This is a genomic window from Streptomyces sp. URMC 129 (assembly GCF_051386415.1).
In the GTDB taxonomy this organism is placed as follows: domain Bacteria; phylum Actinomycetota; class Actinomycetes; order Streptomycetales; family Streptomycetaceae; genus Streptomyces.
Genome location: NZ_JBPQTQ010000001.1, coordinates 116,670 through 132,389, shown reverse-complemented (window position 1 = coordinate 132,389; position 15,720 = coordinate 116,670). Strand labels below are relative to the sequence as shown.

Genomic DNA, 15,720 nt, shown 5'->3' with positions numbered 1-15,720 from the left:
ACCGCGAGAACGTCCCGCTGTCCGAGGCCCCCGCCGCCGCCCGGTCGGTCGCTGTCGTCGCTCATGGCCCGCGTCACGGCTCCGTCACTCGCGGTACGTTCACATGCTTGCTGGAAGCACTCTGGCACCGTGCGTCACGCCGTCCGGTCCGCCGGTCCCCCGGACGGCCGCCGGGCTCACCCGTTCGGGGCGGTTCGCGGGGCCGTTCACAGGGTGGGTTGCGCGCCGCCGCCCAGCAGGCCGGCCGGGGCGACGGCCGCGGCCATGGCCGCGTAACCGGCGTCGTTGGGGTGCAGCCCGTCGCCGGAGTCGAAGCGCGGCAGCAGCCGCTGGGGGAGTGCCGGGTCGCGCAGCGCGGCGTCGAAGTCGACGACCGCGTCGAAGACGCCGCCGGCCCGGATCGCGGCGTTCACCTGCTGCCGGACCCGTTCCAGCTCCTCGGTGTACGCGCCGTGGCCGCCGAACGGCGCGAGCGTGGCGCCCACCACGCGCAGTCCCTCGGCGCGCGCCTGGTCCGCCAGCAGCCGCAGTCCGGTGAGGATCACCCCGGCGTCGGCCTTGCGGGGCTGGAGGATGATGTCGTTGATGCCGAGCTGGACCACGACCGTGCGCACCCCGGCCTGCGGCAGCACGTCGGTGGCGAGGCGGCGCAGGCCGCTCGCGCCGTTGAACTCGCGGTCGGGGGCGCCGTCGCGCAGCAGCCGGTTGCCGCTGATTCCCTCGTTGAGCACGGCCAGGTCCGGGGCGCGGGGGTCCTCGCGCAGGCGGCGGGCGAGGACGTCCGTCCAGCGGCGGTTGGCGCCCGGGGTCGAGGTGACGCCGTCGGTGAGGGAGTCGCCGAGGACGACGACCGCGCCGTCGGTGTCCGGGCTGAGCACGTGGACGGCGGTGACGTAGCGCCACGACTCGCCGTCCTCGCGGAACGGCGCGCCGCTCCTGACGCCCGCCAGGTCGCCGTCCGCGACGTAGACCGGCTGCCGCGCCACGCGGTGGTGGGTGACCGGGCCGGACGGGTCCGGCGCGTACACCGTCACCAGCACGTCGTCGCCCGCGGCCACCGCCAGGTCCACCGGATCGCTGACCACCGACTCGCCGGCCGGGATCGTCACGGTGGCGTGCTCGCCGAACGTCACGTCGCGCATGCTGTCCGCGCGCGCCTCCGGGCCGCCGCCGGGCGCGGCCAGGGCGACCGTGACGTGGGTGAACGTGACGGGCCGGGTGCCGTAGCGGTTGGACAGCTCCACGCGGGTGCTGGTGCCCCCGGCGGAGGCGCGGACCACGTTGCGGATCGAGCGGCCCGCCAGGCCGTCGCGGGTGCCGGGCTCGGAGCCGGTCGGGGCCGCGGACCAGGTGCCCACCCACTCGCCGTCGGCGGCCGGCACCACGGTCTCCTCCTCGCCGCCGGATCCCGCCGCCGGGGCGGGTGCGGTCGGCTCGGGCGCGGCCGGCGGCGAGGCCGGATCCCGCCGCCCGTCCTGCCCCGTTCCCAGCGCGACGAGCAGCCCCAGCAGGACGGCCGTCAGCCCCGCGAGCAGGGCGAAGGCCCGCCGCTGGTTCACCACTCCCACCGCCTCATGATCCCACGATCGGATCAACGCGGCTCACTCGGTCGGCCCAGCGCGGGCCCGGGCCGCACGCGGGCCGCGTCAACGGCGACAATGCAAGGGTGACGGACCCCAACGCCTTGACGGAGGCCGACGCCGCGAAGGTGCGCGGGCTGCGGCGGATGAAGACCGTGGCCACCGCGCTGCTCGTCGTCGTCGCCGTCGTCTACGCCCTCGCCACCTGGGCCGAGCACCGCGGCGCCGGGGCCTGGGCCGGTTACCTGGCGGCCGGCGCGGAGGCCGGGATGGTCGGCGCGCTCGCGGACTGGTTCGCCGTCACCGCCCTCTTCCGGCGGCCCCTGGGACTGCCCATCCCGCACACCGCGATCATCCCCACCAAGAAGGACCAACTCGGCCAGTCCCTCGGGGACTTCGTCGGGGACAACTTCCTGGCCGAGCACGTCGTCCGCGACAAGCTCGCCTCCGTCGGCGTCGCCCGGCGGCTGGGCGACTGGCTCTCCCGGCCGGCCCACGCCGACCGCGTCACCGCCGAGCTGGCCTCGGCCGTGCGCGGCGGCCTCACCGTGCTGCGCGACGCCGACGTCCAGGCCGTGATCGGCGAGGCCATCACCCGCCGCGCCGACGCCCAGGAGCTGTCCCCGGTGCTCGGCCGGCTGCTGGAGCGGACCGTCGCGGACGACGGCCACCGCCGCTTCGTCGACCTGGTGTGCGCCCAGAGCCACGACTGGCTGGTCAAGCACCGCGACGCCGTCCTCACCGCCGTCCAGGGCGGCGCCCCCGGCTGGACCCCGCGCTTCGTGGACCGCAAGGTGGGCGAGCGCGTCCACCGCGAACTGGTGCGCTTCGTCACCGAGATGCGCGACGCCCCCCACCACCCGGCGCGCGGCGCCCTGGACCGTTTCCTGACGGACTTCGCCCGCCAGCTCCAGCACGACCCGGCCACCCGGGCCAAGGTGGAGCGTGCGAAGTCCGACTTCCTGGCGCGGCCGGAGGTCCAGGAGCTGATCGCCTCCGCCTGGGCCAACCTCCGCGCGATGGTCCTCGACGCGGCCGAGGACGAGCACAGCGCCCTGCGCCGCCGCGCCCGGGACGCGATCCTCACCCTGGGCGGCCGACTGGCCTCCGACGAACGCCTCCGCGCCAAGCTGGACGGCTGGGTGACGGACGCCACGATCCACGTCGTGTCCGGCTACCGTGCCGAGATCACGTCCCTGATCACGGACACGGTCGCCTCCTGGGACGCCCGCACCACGTCCCGCAAGATCGAGCTCCACATCGGCCGCGACCTGCAATTCATCCGTCTGAACGGCACGATCATCGGCTCCCTGGCCGGCCTGGTGATCCACGCCGCCACCCGGGCCGCAGGGGGTTGACGGGCGGCCAGGCGCCGGGCGCGGGCGCGTTCACCCCTGTGTGGGCCGCGTGACCTGCCCGCTAGCATGGGAATGGTCTGCGGCCGTGATGGAATTGGCAGTCATGCTGGGTTTAGGTCCCAGTGCGCCTCGCGCGCGTGAGGGTTCGAGTCCCTCCGGCCGCACCACGCCGGCGCGGGTGCGCGGCGATAGCGTGTCCTTCGTACGTGCCTCACGTACGTGACCGCTGTTCCGTTCCTCCAGGAGGATCGACCATGGCAACCACCCGCATCGCGACGACGAACTGGGAAGGCTCCCTCATGGAGGGCGCCGGGACCGTGTCCCTGGATTCCTCGGGGGTCGGGAAGTTCGACGTCACCTGGCCGTCCCGGGCCGAGGAGCCCAACGGGCGGACCAGCCCCGAGGAGCTCATCGCCGCGGCGCACTCGTCGTGCTTCTCGATGGCGCTCTCCCACGGGCTGGCCGGCGCCGGCACGCCTCCGGAGTCGGTGCGGACGCAGGCGAGCGTCACGTTCCAGCCGGGGCAGGGCATCACCGGCATCGTGCTGAGCGTCAAGGCCCGGGTGCCGGGGATCTCGGCCGAGGACTTCCGGTCCGCGGCCCAGGCCGCCAAGGAGAACTGCCCGGTCAGCAAGGCACTGGCCGGCGCGCCGATCTCCCTGGAGGCCGAGCTGCTGGACTGAGGCGTGGCGCGGCGGCGCCGGGCGGCCGTCGCTCCCCTTCGGGGACGCCTCCGAGGGCGGGGCGGCAGCCACGCCGCGTCGGCACCCAAGGGCGCACCCAAGGGGCTGGGCACCGCCTTCGGTCATGGCCGGAAGGGGCACTCCCGGACTCCGTCCGGGAGTGCCCCCACGGCTGGGGGAGTCGCCGTGGCCCCGCGAAGATCCGGACGAGAGGCCCTGGTCGGCGCGACGCTAGTGGCCGACGGTCTCCGCCGGGGCGGGGGCCGTCACGCCGGGCGTTCCGGCCGTGGTGGTGGCCGCTGCCGTGGCCGTCGCCGCCGCGCGGCTGAACAGCCAGAAGGCGACGGCCAGTCCGGCCCAGAGCAGGCCGTGGCCGGTCAGGGACAACAGCCGGAAGTCCCACAGGAGTTCGGCGGGGACCTCCACCGGGTCGGGATTGCCGGGGAGCAGGAACAGGGCGGCCAGGGTGGCCACGAGCGTTCCGGCGACGGCGAATTGACGCACCGGCTGGAGCCGGTCGGCCAGGCGGCGGTACAGGTGCCAGGCCAGCGCGGTGCCGAGGACGCCGATCACCATGGCGGCCACCCAGGCGAGTTGGCGTTCCTCGACGGTATCGCCGTCCCCGACGCCCGGTGGGCGGGCGGGGTAGCGCAGGCCGGGCAGCAGCGACAGGGCCACGAAGCCCGCCGCGGCCAGCGTGACGGCCCGCTGCCAGTCGGCCGCCGGGTCCGGCACCCGGTACAGCACCGCGTGGACGATGCCGAAGAAGACACCGAGGGCCAGGCCCATGACCACGGCGGTCACGACCAGGCCGACGTGCTGGGTGCCGCGCCCGAAGACCTCCTCGGCGGCGTGCGCGTGGGCCTGTGCGGCTCCCGCGTGCTCCGCGCCGTGCTCCTCTTCCAGACGGATGGCGCGGTCCAGCACGGGACCGGCCAGCAGCAGCGAGAACAGGCCCGAGAGCAGGCCGCCGAGACCGCCCGCGGCGATGCCGCGGGTGAGCAGGGGAAGCATGTCCGGTGATCCCTCTCAGTGGCAGGGAGCGCCGAACAGGTGCCGGCCGTCGTGCGAGAACTCGTGGAGGTACTCGCCGGTCGCGGCCACGGCCTGACCGTTGTCGAAGAAGACGGCCCAGAGAGCGAGCAGAGCGATGACGGCGGCGAACGCGGCGATGGTCCAGTCCCGGGTCCGGCGCGTGGCGTCGGCGGCGGGGGCCGCGGTCGTTCCGGCGGTGTGCGGAGACATCCGAATTCCTCCTCCTGGGGTTTCCACGCCCCATGGTGCGGAGAGAGCGACGGATCAGTTCCTGACTTCGCGCGCCGGCCTGCCGGCCGGCGGCGTCACAGTGGCGGGACCGTCCCGGAATCGCACCGGGTTCCTGCATACCGTCGCCTCAGTGTGAAAATGTGAAGTGCTCTGTGAGCGTGGCAGGCTTGGCATACCCCTGTCAACGCGCTCGACCGCAGTTCCTGTCACCGTACGGTCGGGGCAAGGGCGTTCGGGCTCCGGAGCGCGGCATGCCCGAAGCTGCCTACACTGCTGAGGTGCGCCGATTCCTTCAGGTGAGGAGACCGCAGACATGCGCGACCGCCGGGTCTCCCCGTCGTTGTGGATGGCCCTGCTCACGGCCGGGGCACTGGTGATCGTCACGGCGATGGCGGTGCAGGCGCGGGACGACGGCTACCCGGCCGGCCCGGCGCCGGGCGCGCGGGAGCCGTCCGCGTCGCCGTCGGCGGACGCGCCCGCTCCCGGCAGCCCCTCGCCCGGCGACGAGCGGGAGGCGCCCCTGCCCGGGGACTCGGGCGACGGGCGGCGCGTCGTCTACTCGCTGGGCCAGGAGCGGGTGTGGCTGGTCGACGCCGGCAACACGGTGGCCCGCACCTTCCCGGTCTGGCCGGGCACGGTGTCCCCGGGGGCCGGGACGTACGCGGTCTCGTTCCGCCGCGCGGAGAGCACCGGCACGGACGGGGCGCCGATCGAGAACATCGTCTACTTCGCGGTGGTGGCCGGGACTTCCGTCGCGTTCTCCAACGCGGTGGACGGCGCGTCACCGAGCCCGCCGGAGCCGGGCGTGCAGACCGGCGGCATACGGTCGAGCGCCGAGGACGGCGACGCGCTGTGGGACTTCGCCGACGTCGGCACCAGCGTGTGGGTGGTCGAGTAGTGGCGGCCTCGCGACGTGTCACGGCGGGGGATGTAGGAGACTGCTGGGAACGACGCCGGTTCCGTCAGAGAGGTGCCCGATGAGTGTCGTCAAGATCAACGTGCTGACCGTCCCCGAGGAGCAGCGGGAGGTCCTGGAGAAGCGGTTCGCGCAGCGGGCCGGGGCCGTCGAGGGGCAGGACGGGTTCGAGTGGTTCGAACTGCTGCGGCCCGTCGAGGGGACCGACACCTACCTGGTGTACACCCGCTGGCGCAGCGAGGAGGACTTCCAGAAGTGGCTCAACGAGACCATGCGGCAGGGCCACGGCGGCGGGGGCGAGGGCCGGCGGCCGGCCGCGTCGGGGTCGACGCTCTGGTCGTTCGAGGTCATTCAGCAGGCGGGCCCGAAGGAGAGCTGAGCGCCCGTTCCCGGTGAGCGGGGGCGCCGTGCGGGGGCGCGCTCAGAGCGCGAGCGACAACAGGGTGGGTGCCGCCTGCCGGTTGAGCGCCTCGGCCGCCACCCGCAGCCGGTGCCCCTGGTCGATCGGCAGGGACAGGGCCAGACATCCGGCCGTGGACCCCGCCGTCAGCGGGACCGCCGCGCACAGCGTGCCCACCGCGTACTCCTGCAGGTCCAGCACCGGCATGGTCGCCGGCTGGCGGTCCAGGGCGCTGAGCAGCACCCGCTGGTCGGTGATGGTCCGTGAGGTGAGGCGTGCGGCGCGGTGGCGGGAGAGGTGGTCCTGGCGGCCGTCGTGGTCGAGCTGGCTGAGCAGGCACTTGCCGATCGCGGTGGCGTGCGCGGCGGCCCGGAAGTCCACCCACTCGTTGACCATCGGCGTCTGCGGGGCGTCCGAGGTGAGCGTCACCTCCAGCTCGCCGTCCGCGTAACGGGCCAGGTAGACCGCCGCGTTGAGCGAGTCGCGCAGCGCGTCCAGGGCCTGCTGGAGCTTCTCCTGCCGCAGCCGCCGCCGGTCGGCGGCGGAGCCGAGCAGCACCAGGGCGTGCCCGGCGGCGTAGGCGCCGTCGGCCAGCTGGCGGACGTATCCCTCGCGGCGCAGCATCCGCAGCAGATGGGCGAGTTGACCCGGAGGCAGGGCCGCCGCGCGCGCCAGCTCGTCGTCGCGCAGACCGTCGGGGTGTCCGGCGATGATCTCCAGCACCCGCAGGGCGTGGCGCACGGAGCGGAAGGGGGCGGTCCGCCCGGACGTGGTGCCCACGTCGTCCTCCTGCCTGCCTGCGTACTGTGGCCGCGTCCTCGCGGGGGAGCGAATGGGAACCAGCGTAGCGACCGCCGGAGCCGGCAGGCGGCCGTGCTCACAGCACGGTGCTCAGGAACTCCCGGGTGCGATCGTGCTCCGGCGCGCTGAAGATCTTGTCCGGAGGGCCGGATTCCACGATCCGGCCCTGGTCGAACATCAGGACCGCGTCCGAGATGTCCCGGGCGAAGGACATCTCATGGGTGACCACGAGCATCGTGATGTCCGTCGAACGGGCGACATCGCGCAGCACGTCGAGCACGCCCGCGACCAGCTCCGGGTCGAGCGCCGAGGTCACCTCGTCCAGCAGCAGCACCTGTGGCCGCATGGCCAGCGCCCGCGCGATGGCGACGCGTTGCTGCTGGCCGCCGGACAACTGGCTGGGGTACTTGTCGAGATGATCGGTCAGGCCGACCATCTCGATGAGCTCGCGGGCACGTTCCTCGGCCTCGTCGCGCGACAGTCCGAGGACGTGGACGGGCGCCTCGGTGACGTTCCGCAGCACCTTCATGGTGGGGAAGAGGTTGAACTGCTGGAACACCATGCCGATCTTCCGGCGGACCCGGCGGACGTGCCGCTCACCGGCCCTGATCAGCGTGCCGTCGCGCCGCCGTTCGTGGGTGAGGCAGTCCCCGTCCACGCTGATCGTGCCCTCGTCCGGCCGCACCAGGGTCATCAGCAGCCGCAGGATGGTCGTCTTCCCCGACCCCGAGGGGCCGATGAGGGTCACGTGCTTCCCCCGGGCCACGGAGAAGTCCAGCCGGTCGAGGACGGTCACGTCGCCGAAGCGCTTGGTGACCTGGTGGAAGCGGATCAGTTCGCCGGAGGTGGTGGCGGCTGTGGTGCTGCTGTGCTCAGCGGGTGACGGCAAGGCGGCGCTCCAGGGCTCGGATCAGCAGGGAGGCGGGGTAGGCGATGACGACGAAGGCGACGCCGACGACGGTGTACGCCTCGGTGGTGAACGTCGCGTCGCTGAAGCCCCTGGCCTCCCCGAACATGTCGAGGGCCCCGACGACCGCGATCATCGGGGAGTCCTTCAGCATGGCGATGACGTAGTTCCCCAGCGCCGGGACCACCCGGCGGACGGCCTGGGGCAGGATCACCGCCAGCCACGTGCGGTGACGCGGCAGGCTCAGCGCGGTGGCCGCCTCCCACTGCCCGGCCGGGACGCCGTCGATCCCGGCGCGGTACACCTCGGCGGTGTACGTCGAGTAGTGCAGGCCGAGGCCCACGATGCCGGTGGTGAGGGCCGACATCGACGGGCCCCACTCGGGCACCACGTAGTAGAGGAAGAAGAGCTGCACCAGCAGCGGCGTGTCGCGGACGAACTCGGTGAACGCGTTCACCGGCCAGCGCACGGCGGCGAAGCGGGACCGCTGTGCGAGGGCCCACCCCAGGCCGAGGCCGAACGCGATCAGGCTGCCGAGCGCCAGCGCCTGGAGGGTGACCAGCAGCCCGTCCCAGAAGCGCGGCAGGAAGGCGTCGACGACCGCCCAGTCCCAGCTCACGGCGCACCCCCGGCCGCCGTGCCGGTCGCGCCCGCCGCGCCGGCCGGGGCCACCGGCTCGCGCGGCGCGAGCCGCGCCCACCGGCCGCGCGCGCGGCGCGGCGGCGCCTGCCCCGTACGGGACTTGGCGTGCCGCTCCAGCACCCGCATCCCCCGGGTGAGGACGAACGCGAGGACGAAGTAGAGCACGAGCAGCAGCGTGTAGACGGGCGCGCTCTCGCTGCTGCCGAGGCGGACCAGGTTTCCCGCGTAGGTCATGTCGGCCACGGTGATCGTGGAGACCAGCGCGGTGCCCTTCAGCAGCTCGATCAGCAGGTTGTTGAACGGCGGTACCATCTCCGGCCACGCCTGCGGGATCTCGATCCGCCGCAGCCGCTGGAGGCGGGTGAAGCCCAGCGCGACCCCCGCCTCGCGCTGGGCGGCGGGCACGGCCGCCAGGGCGCCGCGCACCACCTCGGAGCCGTAGGCGCCGTACGTCAGGCCGAGCGCCAGCACCCCGGCGAACATCGGCACGAGCTGCCAGCGCAGGAGCAGCGGCAGCGAGAAGACCATCCAGAACATCAGGACCAGCGACGACATGCCCCGGAACAGCTCGAAGTAGCAGCCGGACAGGAAGCGCAGCACCCACAGCCGCGAGGTCCGCAGGGTGCCGACGGCGAACGCGACCACGACGGCCAGCGCCGCGCTGTACAGCGTCACCTGGACGGTGACCCACACGCCGGGCAGGAAGTAGCTCTCGGCCATGCCCCGGGTCATCATCGGCACAGCTCCTCGGCGGTGAGGTCCGTCATCTCCGCCTCGCTGAAGCCGAACGGCTCCACGATCTCCAGGAGTTCGCCGCTGTCCTTCAGCCGGAGCAACTCGTCGTTGAACGCGTCGCGCAGGGTCCGCTCGGTCCGGCGGAACGCGAACCCGCCCGCGCCGTAAGCCGGTTCGCCGTCCACGACCGGCTGGAACGGCTCGGTCGCCTCGACCTGCCCCGATCCCTCGACGACGCTCTTGACGGTGACGCTGGTCCCGGCGAACGCGGCGGCCCGGCCCTGCGCGACGGCTTCGAGCCCGGCCACCTGGTCCGGCAGGATCAGCAGGTCGCCGACCCCGGCGGCGCGGGCGTAGTCGATCTGCGCGTACGCCTGGCCGGTGGCCAGGGTCAGGTCCTTCTCCCTGACGTCCGCGTAGTCGCGCAGCCCCTCGGGGTTCCCGGCCGGGACGACGAACGCGTCGGGCATCAGATAGTCCGGGTCGGAGAAGAGCACCTGCGCGCAGCGGGTCGGGTTGATGTACATCCCGGCGGAGACGACGTCGAACTGCCGGGCCTTGAGCCCCGGGATCAGGGCGCTGAACTCGACGGGCACCGGCGTCACGTCCGCGACGCCGAGGCGCCGGAAGATCACCTTGGCCACCTCGGGGGCCTCGCCGGTCGGCTCGCCGTCGTCGTCGATGTAGCCGAAGGGCGGCTCGTTGGCGATCCCGATCTTCACCCGGCCGCTCTCGCGCAGCCGCGCCAGCAGGTCACCGCCCGCCACGTCGCCGTCGGCCGGCACCCGCGCGCAGCCCGCCGCCGTGAGCGCGCCGAGGGCGGCGGCGCCGGCCGCGAGCAGCGAGCGGCGACCGGGGCCTGTCGCTCTTCGTGAGGAAGCCATGGCCGCGCCCCTACCCGGTCTTCCCGCACGCATGCGTATCTGCCCCGCGGCCCAGGACGGACGGGCGGGCTTCGGACATTTGGGGGAAACCGGCTGGCAACGCGGGGCTGTTATCCCTTCCTCAACGCACTCCGCGGGTTCCGCTCCGGCGAATCGGGGTCAGAGATGGACGGTTCCTTTCTCGGCGGTCCGCTGCCGCAGCGCGGCGTGGGGGTCGTCGCCCCCTTCGACTTCGCGCTCGACCGCGAGCTGTGGCGCTGGGCGCCCGCCGGCATATCCCTGCACGTGACACGGACGCCGTCCGTCCCCGGCGGCACCGGCCCGGACGGCGAGCGCGCGGCGGTGCGCGCGGCGGTGCGGGCGCTCGGTGCGATCGGTCCGGAGGTGGTGGCGTACGTCTGCACCTCGGGCAGCCTCGCGCGGGCCGTCGCGGGCGGCGTCGCGGGCGAACGGGCCCTGGCCGCGGCGATGGGCCGGGCCGCCGGGACCCCGGCGGTGACGACGCCGGGCGCGCTGCTGGCCGCCCTGGAGGAGCTGGGCGCGGGGCGGATCGCGGTGATCACGCCGTTCACGCAGTCGGTGACGGACGCGCTGGAGAACTGTCTGCGCGAGGCCGGGGTGGCGGTGTGCGGGCGCGGACACCTGGGACTGACCCGGGAGACATGGCGGGTGCCGTACCGCGAGGTGGTGGCGATGGCCCGCGGCGCGGTGGCCCGGGCGGCGGCCCCGCCGGACGCGCTGTTCATCGGGTGCGCGAACCTGCCCACGTACGACGTGATCCCGCAACTGGAGGCCGAACTGCGGATGCCGGTGATCTCCGCGAACCAGGTGACGATGTGGGCGGCGCTGCGCACCCTGAACGTACCGGCGACCGGCCCGTACCAGACCCTGACGGACCCCACCGCCCGCCCCACCGGCCCGGCCCCGGTGGCGGCGGACGAGGAGAGATGAGCCGCCTGCCGGGTCAGGAGGCGTTGGACGCCGTGCGCAGGAGGCGGAGTTGGCCGATCTCGGCGGCGTTTTTCATCAGTTCGGAGTTCACCCAGCCGACCAGGTGGGCGATGGTGTGCCCGGAGTCGTCCGGCCACGGGAACGGGGCCGGGGCGTCCAGGTCGGTGTCCGTGAGTCCTTCCAGCGCGGTCAGCCAGTCGGAGCGGAGCGCGCGCAGCCAGGCGACGGCGGCCGTGGTGGTCCCCGGCCACGTGACCTCGGTCCGCTCGCGCGGCGTCCGGCCGCGCAGGTGGTCGGCGGCCGTGCCCCACCACCACCCGATGTGCCAGCTCAGCCAGCCGATCGTGGGCACCGGCACCGGCTCGGGCTCGGTGTCCGCCCAGTCCGGCACCCACGTCCCGCCGGGCCCCCGGCGCACCGTCCAGCACAGGGCCGCGGGCTCCCACCGGGCGTCCGCCTCCACCAGCCGCTCCAGGTGGTAGTCGAACAGCCCCCAGGTCAGGTCGAATTGCCAGCGCAGCAGGTCACGACGGGAATCGCTCACCGGCCGACCCTGCCACACTCCGCCCGCCGGGGACACCGGTTATCAGCCCCGTGTGCCCGGACGGTGAGGGCGCCGATGTGGCCGGGCGGTCGGGTTGCCCGGGTACCTCGACTTCGCGGGCTACGGCTCGAAGACGATTCCTGCTTCCCGCGCGAGGCCCAGGGCCAGCTCCATCGACCCCGGGCCCCGCACGGTCGCACCCTTGAGGCTCGCGGCGCCGCCCACGTCGATGAGCGTGCAGTTCTCGAATCGAACCACGCCCATGTCCGCGTTCGCGAATTGAGCGCCCGACAAGTCGCAATTCTCGAAGCGCACATTGCTCATCGAGGCACGCTGGAAGTCCGCCCCCCGCATGGTGCAGTCACTGAAGACGACCGCGAAGAACTTCGAATGCCGGAACATCGCGGGATCGCTGCGGCACCCTTCGAATCGCACATCGCGGAAATTCCCTGACGTCCAGGAAGAGCCCGTGATCCGGCTTCCGCTCACCGTGCACCTGATCAGAGACACATCCTGAGCACTCATCCGGGCGAAGTCACAGGTCTCGAACACCGAGTCACTGATCTGGCTTCCTCGCAGCTCGGTGCCGGTGAAACGAGTGTTCTCGAAGCGGCACCCCTCGGCCTCGACAGCCTCCGCGGCAAGGTCCGCCAGAACCGTACCGTCGTAGTGAATGCCCGTGAGGATGGCGTCATCTTCCCAGCCATCTCGCGGCTTCTCGGCTGCCCGTAAAACGGGTGACAACTTGGGGGCGGTGGGATCCTTCATCTTGACGGGCGCGATTCTGCCGCCTCGCCGGGTGATCTGAGTCATTCGAGGTCCATCCAATCTGAGTGATTTCATCTCTCCGGAACCGGATTCCAGCACCGACAGCCCGCTGACGCTCTTCCAGCTCCCTGTGCATGGCTCAACATCCTTGAGTGGGCGCGCGGTTCATCCGTGGCCCCAGCCGCGTCAGCTCCGCATGGCCCGCACGATGAGGGTGCCGATGTGGCCGGGCGTCGGAGCGTCCAGGACCGTCGCCTGGATGCCCGTGAATCCGCTTCTGGCCAGCAAGGTTGACCACCCACGCGGCGTGTGGCTGTACCGGTAGGAGTACAACGCTTTGCCCGCGAACCCGCCCTTGTACATGCCCTGCGGCCCGTACGCCCCGGGGATCGCCGGAGGCTGCGAGAAGACGAAGACGCCGCCGGCGTTCAAGCGCTCGTGGACGAGAGGGAATAGCTGCTTCGGATCGGTGAACCACACGGCCCCGAAGATCGAATAGATGGCGTCGTAAGTCTGCGCGCAGCCTCTGAGGTAGTCGAGAACTTCGGCGCAGACGAACTGCGCACCCATCGGTCCCCAACGCTCGGATGTGTTCCTGACCATGACGGGCGAGAGGTCAACGCCGGTCGCCTTGATACCCCGCTGTGCGAGATAGGCGAGCATGCGGCCAGTGCCACACCCGATCTCCAGCACGCTTTCAGGCTCACCGAGTATTTCCGCCCCCGGGCCATGGTCACCGTACTGCGTCCACCTGAATACGGGCTCGGACTCGAAAATATCCTTCGCCGTCGATTCGGCGTAAGCATCCCATAGTTCACGCTCGGAGTCGTAATTGTGCTGGGCAGGCAAGGGGTTTCCTCGGCAAGGTCGTTGAGGGCGATGAACGCCCCGCCTCTCATGAGGTCTTGGAGGGGGGGTGCCCATCTCTGTCAGTGGCTGTCGGGCACCTTGTTGTCGCACGGTGAGCACTCCGTGCCGTCGATCCCCCACAGTTCCTCGTCCGCGTCGAAGCCATTCGCGCGGATGAAGTCGGCAGTACGGACCACCAGTCCGTCACGCCTACGCTCGATGAGCGGCGCATGGTGCTTGTACCGCCCGCTGTTGTAGAGGTGACAGAAGGCGAAATACACAGGAGTGTCGAGAATGATCTGATGGACGCCGATGTCCACGATCTTCCCGACGCCGATGTGAATCTCGGGGTGCTCCATGGCAGTGATCAGGTAGGCGACCGCGTTGCCGAGGATGCGTTCCGCCATGTCGCGCACCATCACATTGTCGCGCATGAGAAGCGCGATCTCGCGGTCCCAGATGTCCGCCCCCGCTGCCCCCGAGCTTTCCAGCACATTGTACGTGCATTCCTTCACGTGCGGACGTACCGCGTTCAGCAGCGCCAGCGGATCACGCCGCTTCGTACTGCTCGGAACTTCGAGCATGACGGTCATAGTAGCGTTTCCCCTTCCCTCGGTGGGTATCCTACCCGTGCCGCCGTTTACGGACAGGGGCATTGCATGCAGACCCGTACCGGCGACACTCGACCAAGGTACAGGCCGGGATGGGATGTCCCCAGTGAGATTCCCGTACTGGCATAAACGATCATTTCCGGTACGCCGATGACCACCCTCGCAGATAGCTCCGTGCGTCATCCCCGAACGCCGCGCGAGCCTCGTGCGCTGCAAATATCGCCAGATATTGTGCAACATCGCGGAAATCTTGGAAAACGATTCGCCCCGTGAAGGTCTCGACTGTGGCCAGGCGGTCGTCATAAACCGTGAACGTGTTCATGGGGCCACGAGGAATCTGGGTGCCACCGGGCAGTACTCCTATCCGAACGGATGGCAGGTGAGACAGGGTTACCAGTCGGTCGATCTGCGTGGCCATGCTTGCACGCGAGACAATTGACCATGTGACGGCCTGCTCCGTCAGCAGGAATGTGAACGATTTGGATTCGTCATAGAGAACGGATTGCCGTTCGTTTTTCTGGCGACCGTCCTGGATACGTCTCCCGGTGAATGCGTGAGACTGCTGCGGATATATTCGGGCGTGGCGAGCAGCCCCGTCACCATCGCAGGCAGGAAGAAGCGGAAGACTCTGGAATCGGATTCCAGCGCGGCCAACTCCGCCTGACGCTTCTCCAGCCCCCTGCGCCACGATGAGCGCTTGTCCTGCCACTCGGTGTTGGCAATCCGGGCCAGCGCTGCTACTTCGTTTACGAGCCCGGGTGGCGCCCCCACCGCCCGCAAGATTCGTTCAACATCCACAAGGGAAGGGGTGACTTTCCCTGTCTCGATTTTGCTGATCTTGCTCTGACTCATGGCACAACGCTTGGCGAGTCGGTCTCCCGTCAGACCGGCTCGCTTACGAAGCTCTCTAAGTGTCTCAGCCAGGTTCGCCTTGGATTCCCCCAGCCGTTCGGGGTCAAATGTCACCTGTTTTCTTTCACGTACTCCAGAAATGGTACGGACGCCGCGATGGCAATCTGCTTCCATCGCCGGTACGGTTGAAGGTCACCTGTGAACACCTCGCGGCCGATCTGCGTTCCATCGGGCCGGTAGTCCAGGTGAACGACGCTGGAATCGTCAAACATCCACCAATCCCGCCCGGTGATCGGCAGGCCGTGGTCGTTGTCCGTCACGTCGAGGACCCTGATGTCTTCCCCGGCCTCGGTATTGCCGGGAATGCCCCATGCGAACTGATACCGCTGGTAATCCGTGAGCGGCTGCCGCACGACCCGGACGCGTCCGATGTGCTTTCCTGCCTTCCGGTATGCCCGGACCCTCTCATGCCACCGGGCGTTATGGTCGACAGGTTTTTCCTCGCCTCGCATGAATCGCGCGACACTCGGAGCCTCACGAGGCATGCTGTAGGTCGGCTGTGCCTCGAAGCGCCATGCATCGTGCCGGAATGCGTCGAAAATCTCGCGCCACTCACCATCCGAGAGCATGGAATGCCTCCCGCAGAACTTCCTCTGGGATCTCGACAAGAGATTCCCCCTCGGGCGGGATGAAGTCCGTGAACGTGGCGCCCTGGACAACGAACGTATGCCGCTGCGTGGCGTACACGTTGGGGCAGTCGTCATCGTCACAGTTCGGCCCGTAGAGCCTGCCGGTAAGACGCGTCAGCCCCTCTTTGCCAGTCATGGTAAACCCTTCAAGGCGGCTTTCTCCCGGCCTCGTAGACGAAGGTAGAGGGGGCAGCTGGGCACGTCCATGCCGAAACGAGACTATTCCCGTCTTGGCATAGATTCGAAGGCTCCATCGTATCGGCGCATCCTCGCTCTCTGGGATC

The 15,720-nt window shown here is 70.8% G+C and carries 19 protein-coding genes, 1 tRNA gene, 1 pseudogene and 1 riboswitch; of the genes and pseudogenes, 6 read left to right on the top strand and 15 right to left on the bottom strand.

The features are described 5' to 3' along the window. Positions 1–206: 206 nt before the first annotated feature. On the bottom strand, positions 207–1,559 hold the full coding sequence (locus ACSNOC_RS00630) for an SGNH/GDSL hydrolase family protein (RefSeq protein ID WP_436745188.1): 1,353 nt from the start codon (positions 1,557–1,559) through the stop codon (positions 207–209). 107 nt (positions 1,560–1,666) lie between these two features. Between ACSNOC_RS00630 and ACSNOC_RS00625 the strand changes: the two genes are divergently transcribed. From ACSNOC_RS00625 to ACSNOC_RS00615, 3 genes are all read left to right on the top strand, one after another. Next, positions 1,667–2,938, top strand: a complete 1,272-nt coding sequence (locus tag ACSNOC_RS00625; RefSeq protein WP_436745178.1) for a DUF445 domain-containing protein — start codon at positions 1,667–1,669, stop codon at positions 2,936–2,938. A 79-nt stretch (positions 2,939–3,017) separates the two neighbouring features. Then, positions 3,018–3,105: transfer RNA gene (locus ACSNOC_RS00620), tRNA-Leu, on the top strand. A gap of 87 nt (positions 3,106–3,192) precedes the next feature. Then, complete coding sequence (locus ACSNOC_RS00615) at positions 3,193–3,621, top strand: OsmC family protein (RefSeq protein ID WP_436745177.1); 429 nt, start codon at positions 3,193–3,195, stop codon at positions 3,619–3,621. Between the two features lie 231 nt (positions 3,622–3,852). On the opposite strand, the gene ACSNOC_RS00610 is transcribed toward ACSNOC_RS00615, so the two are convergent. Beyond that, entirely contained in the window at positions 3,853–4,635 is a 783-nt protein-coding gene (locus ACSNOC_RS00610; protein WP_436745176.1) for a CbtA family protein, read from the bottom strand. 15 nt (positions 4,636–4,650) lie between these two features. Next, complete coding sequence (locus ACSNOC_RS00605; RefSeq protein ID WP_436745175.1) at positions 4,651–4,866, bottom strand: CbtB domain-containing protein; 216 nt, start codon at positions 4,864–4,866, stop codon at positions 4,651–4,653. Between the two features lie 34 nt (positions 4,867–4,900). After that, positions 4,901–5,026, bottom strand: a riboswitch (cobalamin riboswitch). Between the two features lie 174 nt (positions 5,027–5,200). Between ACSNOC_RS00605 and ACSNOC_RS00600 the strand changes: the two genes are divergently transcribed. Together ACSNOC_RS00600 and ACSNOC_RS00595 are read left to right on the top strand one after the other, a co-directional pair. Then, positions 5,201–5,785: a hypothetical protein gene (locus ACSNOC_RS00600; RefSeq protein ID WP_436745174.1), complete on the top strand. Its 585-nt coding sequence runs from the start codon at positions 5,201–5,203 to the stop codon at positions 5,783–5,785. A 79-nt stretch (positions 5,786–5,864) separates the two neighbouring features. After that, positions 5,865–6,182 carry an antibiotic biosynthesis monooxygenase family protein gene (locus ACSNOC_RS00595; RefSeq protein ID WP_436745173.1) on the top strand — a complete coding sequence of 106 codons (318 nt, stop codon included), beginning with the start codon at positions 5,865–5,867 and terminating at the stop codon, positions 6,180–6,182. 42 nt (positions 6,183–6,224) lie between these two features. On the opposite strand, the gene ACSNOC_RS00590 is transcribed toward ACSNOC_RS00595, so the two are convergent. The 5 genes from ACSNOC_RS00590 to ehuB form a co-directional block, all read right to left on the bottom strand. Then, a complete protein-coding gene (locus ACSNOC_RS00590) occupies positions 6,225–6,983 on the bottom strand; it encodes an IclR family transcriptional regulator (RefSeq protein WP_436745172.1) in 759 nt (252 codons plus the stop codon). A gap of 97 nt (positions 6,984–7,080) precedes the next feature. Next, a complete protein-coding gene (gene ehuA / locus ACSNOC_RS00585; protein WP_436745171.1) occupies positions 7,081–7,893 on the bottom strand; it encodes an ectoine/hydroxyectoine ABC transporter ATP-binding protein EhuA in 813 nt (270 codons plus the stop codon). Then, positions 7,877–8,530 carry an ectoine/hydroxyectoine ABC transporter permease subunit EhuD gene (gene ehuD, locus ACSNOC_RS00580; RefSeq protein WP_436745170.1) on the bottom strand — a complete coding sequence of 218 codons (654 nt, stop codon included), beginning with the start codon at positions 8,528–8,530 and terminating at the stop codon, positions 7,877–7,879. Before ehuD ends, ehuA begins: the two co-directional genes overlap by 17 nt. Beyond that, positions 8,527–9,288, bottom strand: a complete 762-nt coding sequence (gene ehuC, locus ACSNOC_RS00575; protein WP_436745187.1) for an ectoine/hydroxyectoine ABC transporter permease subunit EhuC — start codon at positions 9,286–9,288, stop codon at positions 8,527–8,529. Before ehuC ends, ehuD begins: the two co-directional genes overlap by 4 nt. Continuing rightward, a complete protein-coding gene (gene ehuB / locus ACSNOC_RS00570) occupies positions 9,285–10,172 on the bottom strand; it encodes an ectoine/hydroxyectoine ABC transporter substrate-binding protein EhuB (RefSeq protein ID WP_436745169.1) in 888 nt (295 codons plus the stop codon). Before ehuB ends, ehuC begins: the two co-directional genes overlap by 4 nt. 165 nt (positions 10,173–10,337) lie before the next feature. Between ehuB and ACSNOC_RS00565 the strand changes: the two genes are divergently transcribed. Continuing rightward, a complete protein-coding gene (locus ACSNOC_RS00565; RefSeq protein ID WP_436745168.1) occupies positions 10,338–11,123 on the top strand; it encodes a maleate cis-trans isomerase family protein in 786 nt (261 codons plus the stop codon). Positions 11,124–11,136: 13 nt separating this feature from the next. Here ACSNOC_RS00565 and ACSNOC_RS00560 read toward each other — a convergent pair whose 3' ends face one another. The 7 genes and pseudogenes from ACSNOC_RS00560 to ACSNOC_RS00530 form a co-directional block, all read right to left on the bottom strand. Continuing rightward, entirely contained in the window at positions 11,137–11,667 is a 531-nt protein-coding gene (locus tag ACSNOC_RS00560) for a DinB family protein (protein WP_436745167.1), read from the bottom strand. Between the two features lie 120 nt (positions 11,668–11,787). Next, positions 11,788–12,480: a pentapeptide repeat-containing protein gene (locus tag ACSNOC_RS00555; protein ID WP_436745166.1), complete on the bottom strand. Its 693-nt coding sequence runs from the start codon at positions 12,478–12,480 to the stop codon at positions 11,788–11,790. Positions 12,481–12,621: 141 nt separating this feature from the next. Then, positions 12,622–13,284 (bottom strand): class I SAM-dependent DNA methyltransferase, encoded by a 663-nt coding sequence (locus ACSNOC_RS00550; RefSeq protein WP_436745165.1) that lies wholly within the window; start codon positions 13,282–13,284, stop codon positions 12,622–12,624. An 80-nt stretch (positions 13,285–13,364) separates the two neighbouring features. After that, on the bottom strand, positions 13,365–13,877 hold the full coding sequence (locus tag ACSNOC_RS00545) for a hypothetical protein (RefSeq protein WP_436745164.1): 513 nt from the start codon (positions 13,875–13,877) through the stop codon (positions 13,365–13,367). A gap of 151 nt (positions 13,878–14,028) precedes the next feature. Continuing rightward, positions 14,029–14,861: pseudogene (locus ACSNOC_RS00540) on the bottom strand (helix-turn-helix domain-containing protein). Further along, on the bottom strand, positions 14,858–15,376 hold the full coding sequence (locus ACSNOC_RS00535) for a DUF6879 family protein (RefSeq protein ID WP_436745163.1): 519 nt from the start codon (positions 15,374–15,376) through the stop codon (positions 14,858–14,860). Before ACSNOC_RS00535 ends, ACSNOC_RS00540 begins: the two are co-directional and overlap by 4 nt. Continuing rightward, positions 15,360–15,572, bottom strand: a complete 213-nt coding sequence (locus ACSNOC_RS00530; protein ID WP_436745162.1) for a hypothetical protein — start codon at positions 15,570–15,572, stop codon at positions 15,360–15,362. The genes ACSNOC_RS00535 and ACSNOC_RS00530 overlap by 17 nt, the downstream gene beginning before the upstream one ends. Between the last annotated feature and the right edge of the window lie 148 nt (positions 15,573–15,720).

Bases quoted from the DNA above. Each gene is read 5' to 3' on its own strand.
- ACSNOC_RS00615 (WP_436745177.1), top strand. From the start codon at position 3,193: ATGGCAACCACCCGCATCGCGACGACGAACTGGGAAGGCTCCCTCATG.
- ACSNOC_RS00610 (WP_436745176.1), bottom strand. From the start codon at position 4,635: ATGCTTCCCCTGCTCACCCGCGGCATCGCCGCGGGCGGTCTCGGCGGC.
- ACSNOC_RS00605 (WP_436745175.1), bottom strand. From the start codon at position 4,866: ATGTCTCCGCACACCGCCGGAACGACCGCGGCCCCCGCCGCCGACGCC.
- ACSNOC_RS00600 (WP_436745174.1), top strand. From the start codon at position 5,201: ATGCGCGACCGCCGGGTCTCCCCGTCGTTGTGGATGGCCCTGCTCACG.
- ACSNOC_RS00595 (WP_436745173.1), top strand. From the start codon at position 5,865: ATGAGTGTCGTCAAGATCAACGTGCTGACCGTCCCCGAGGAGCAGCGG.
- ehuC (WP_436745187.1), bottom strand. From the start codon at position 9,288: ATGATGACCCGGGGCATGGCCGAGAGCTACTTCCTGCCCGGCGTGTGG.
- ehuB (WP_436745169.1), bottom strand. From the start codon at position 10,172: ATGGCTTCCTCACGAAGAGCGACAGGCCCCGGTCGCCGCTCGCTGCTC.
- ACSNOC_RS00565 (WP_436745168.1), top strand. From the start codon at position 10,338: ATGGACGGTTCCTTTCTCGGCGGTCCGCTGCCGCAGCGCGGCGTGGGG.
- ACSNOC_RS00555 (WP_436745166.1), bottom strand. From the start codon at position 12,480: ATGACTCAGATCACCCGGCGAGGCGGCAGAATCGCGCCCGTCAAGATG.
- ACSNOC_RS00545 (WP_436745164.1), bottom strand. From the start codon at position 13,877: ATGACCGTCATGCTCGAAGTTCCGAGCAGTACGAAGCGGCGTGATCCG.
- ACSNOC_RS00535 (WP_436745163.1), bottom strand. From the start codon at position 15,376: ATGCTCTCGGATGGTGAGTGGCGCGAGATTTTCGACGCATTCCGGCAC.
- ACSNOC_RS00530 (WP_436745162.1), bottom strand. From the start codon at position 15,572: ATGACTGGCAAAGAGGGGCTGACGCGTCTTACCGGCAGGCTCTACGGG.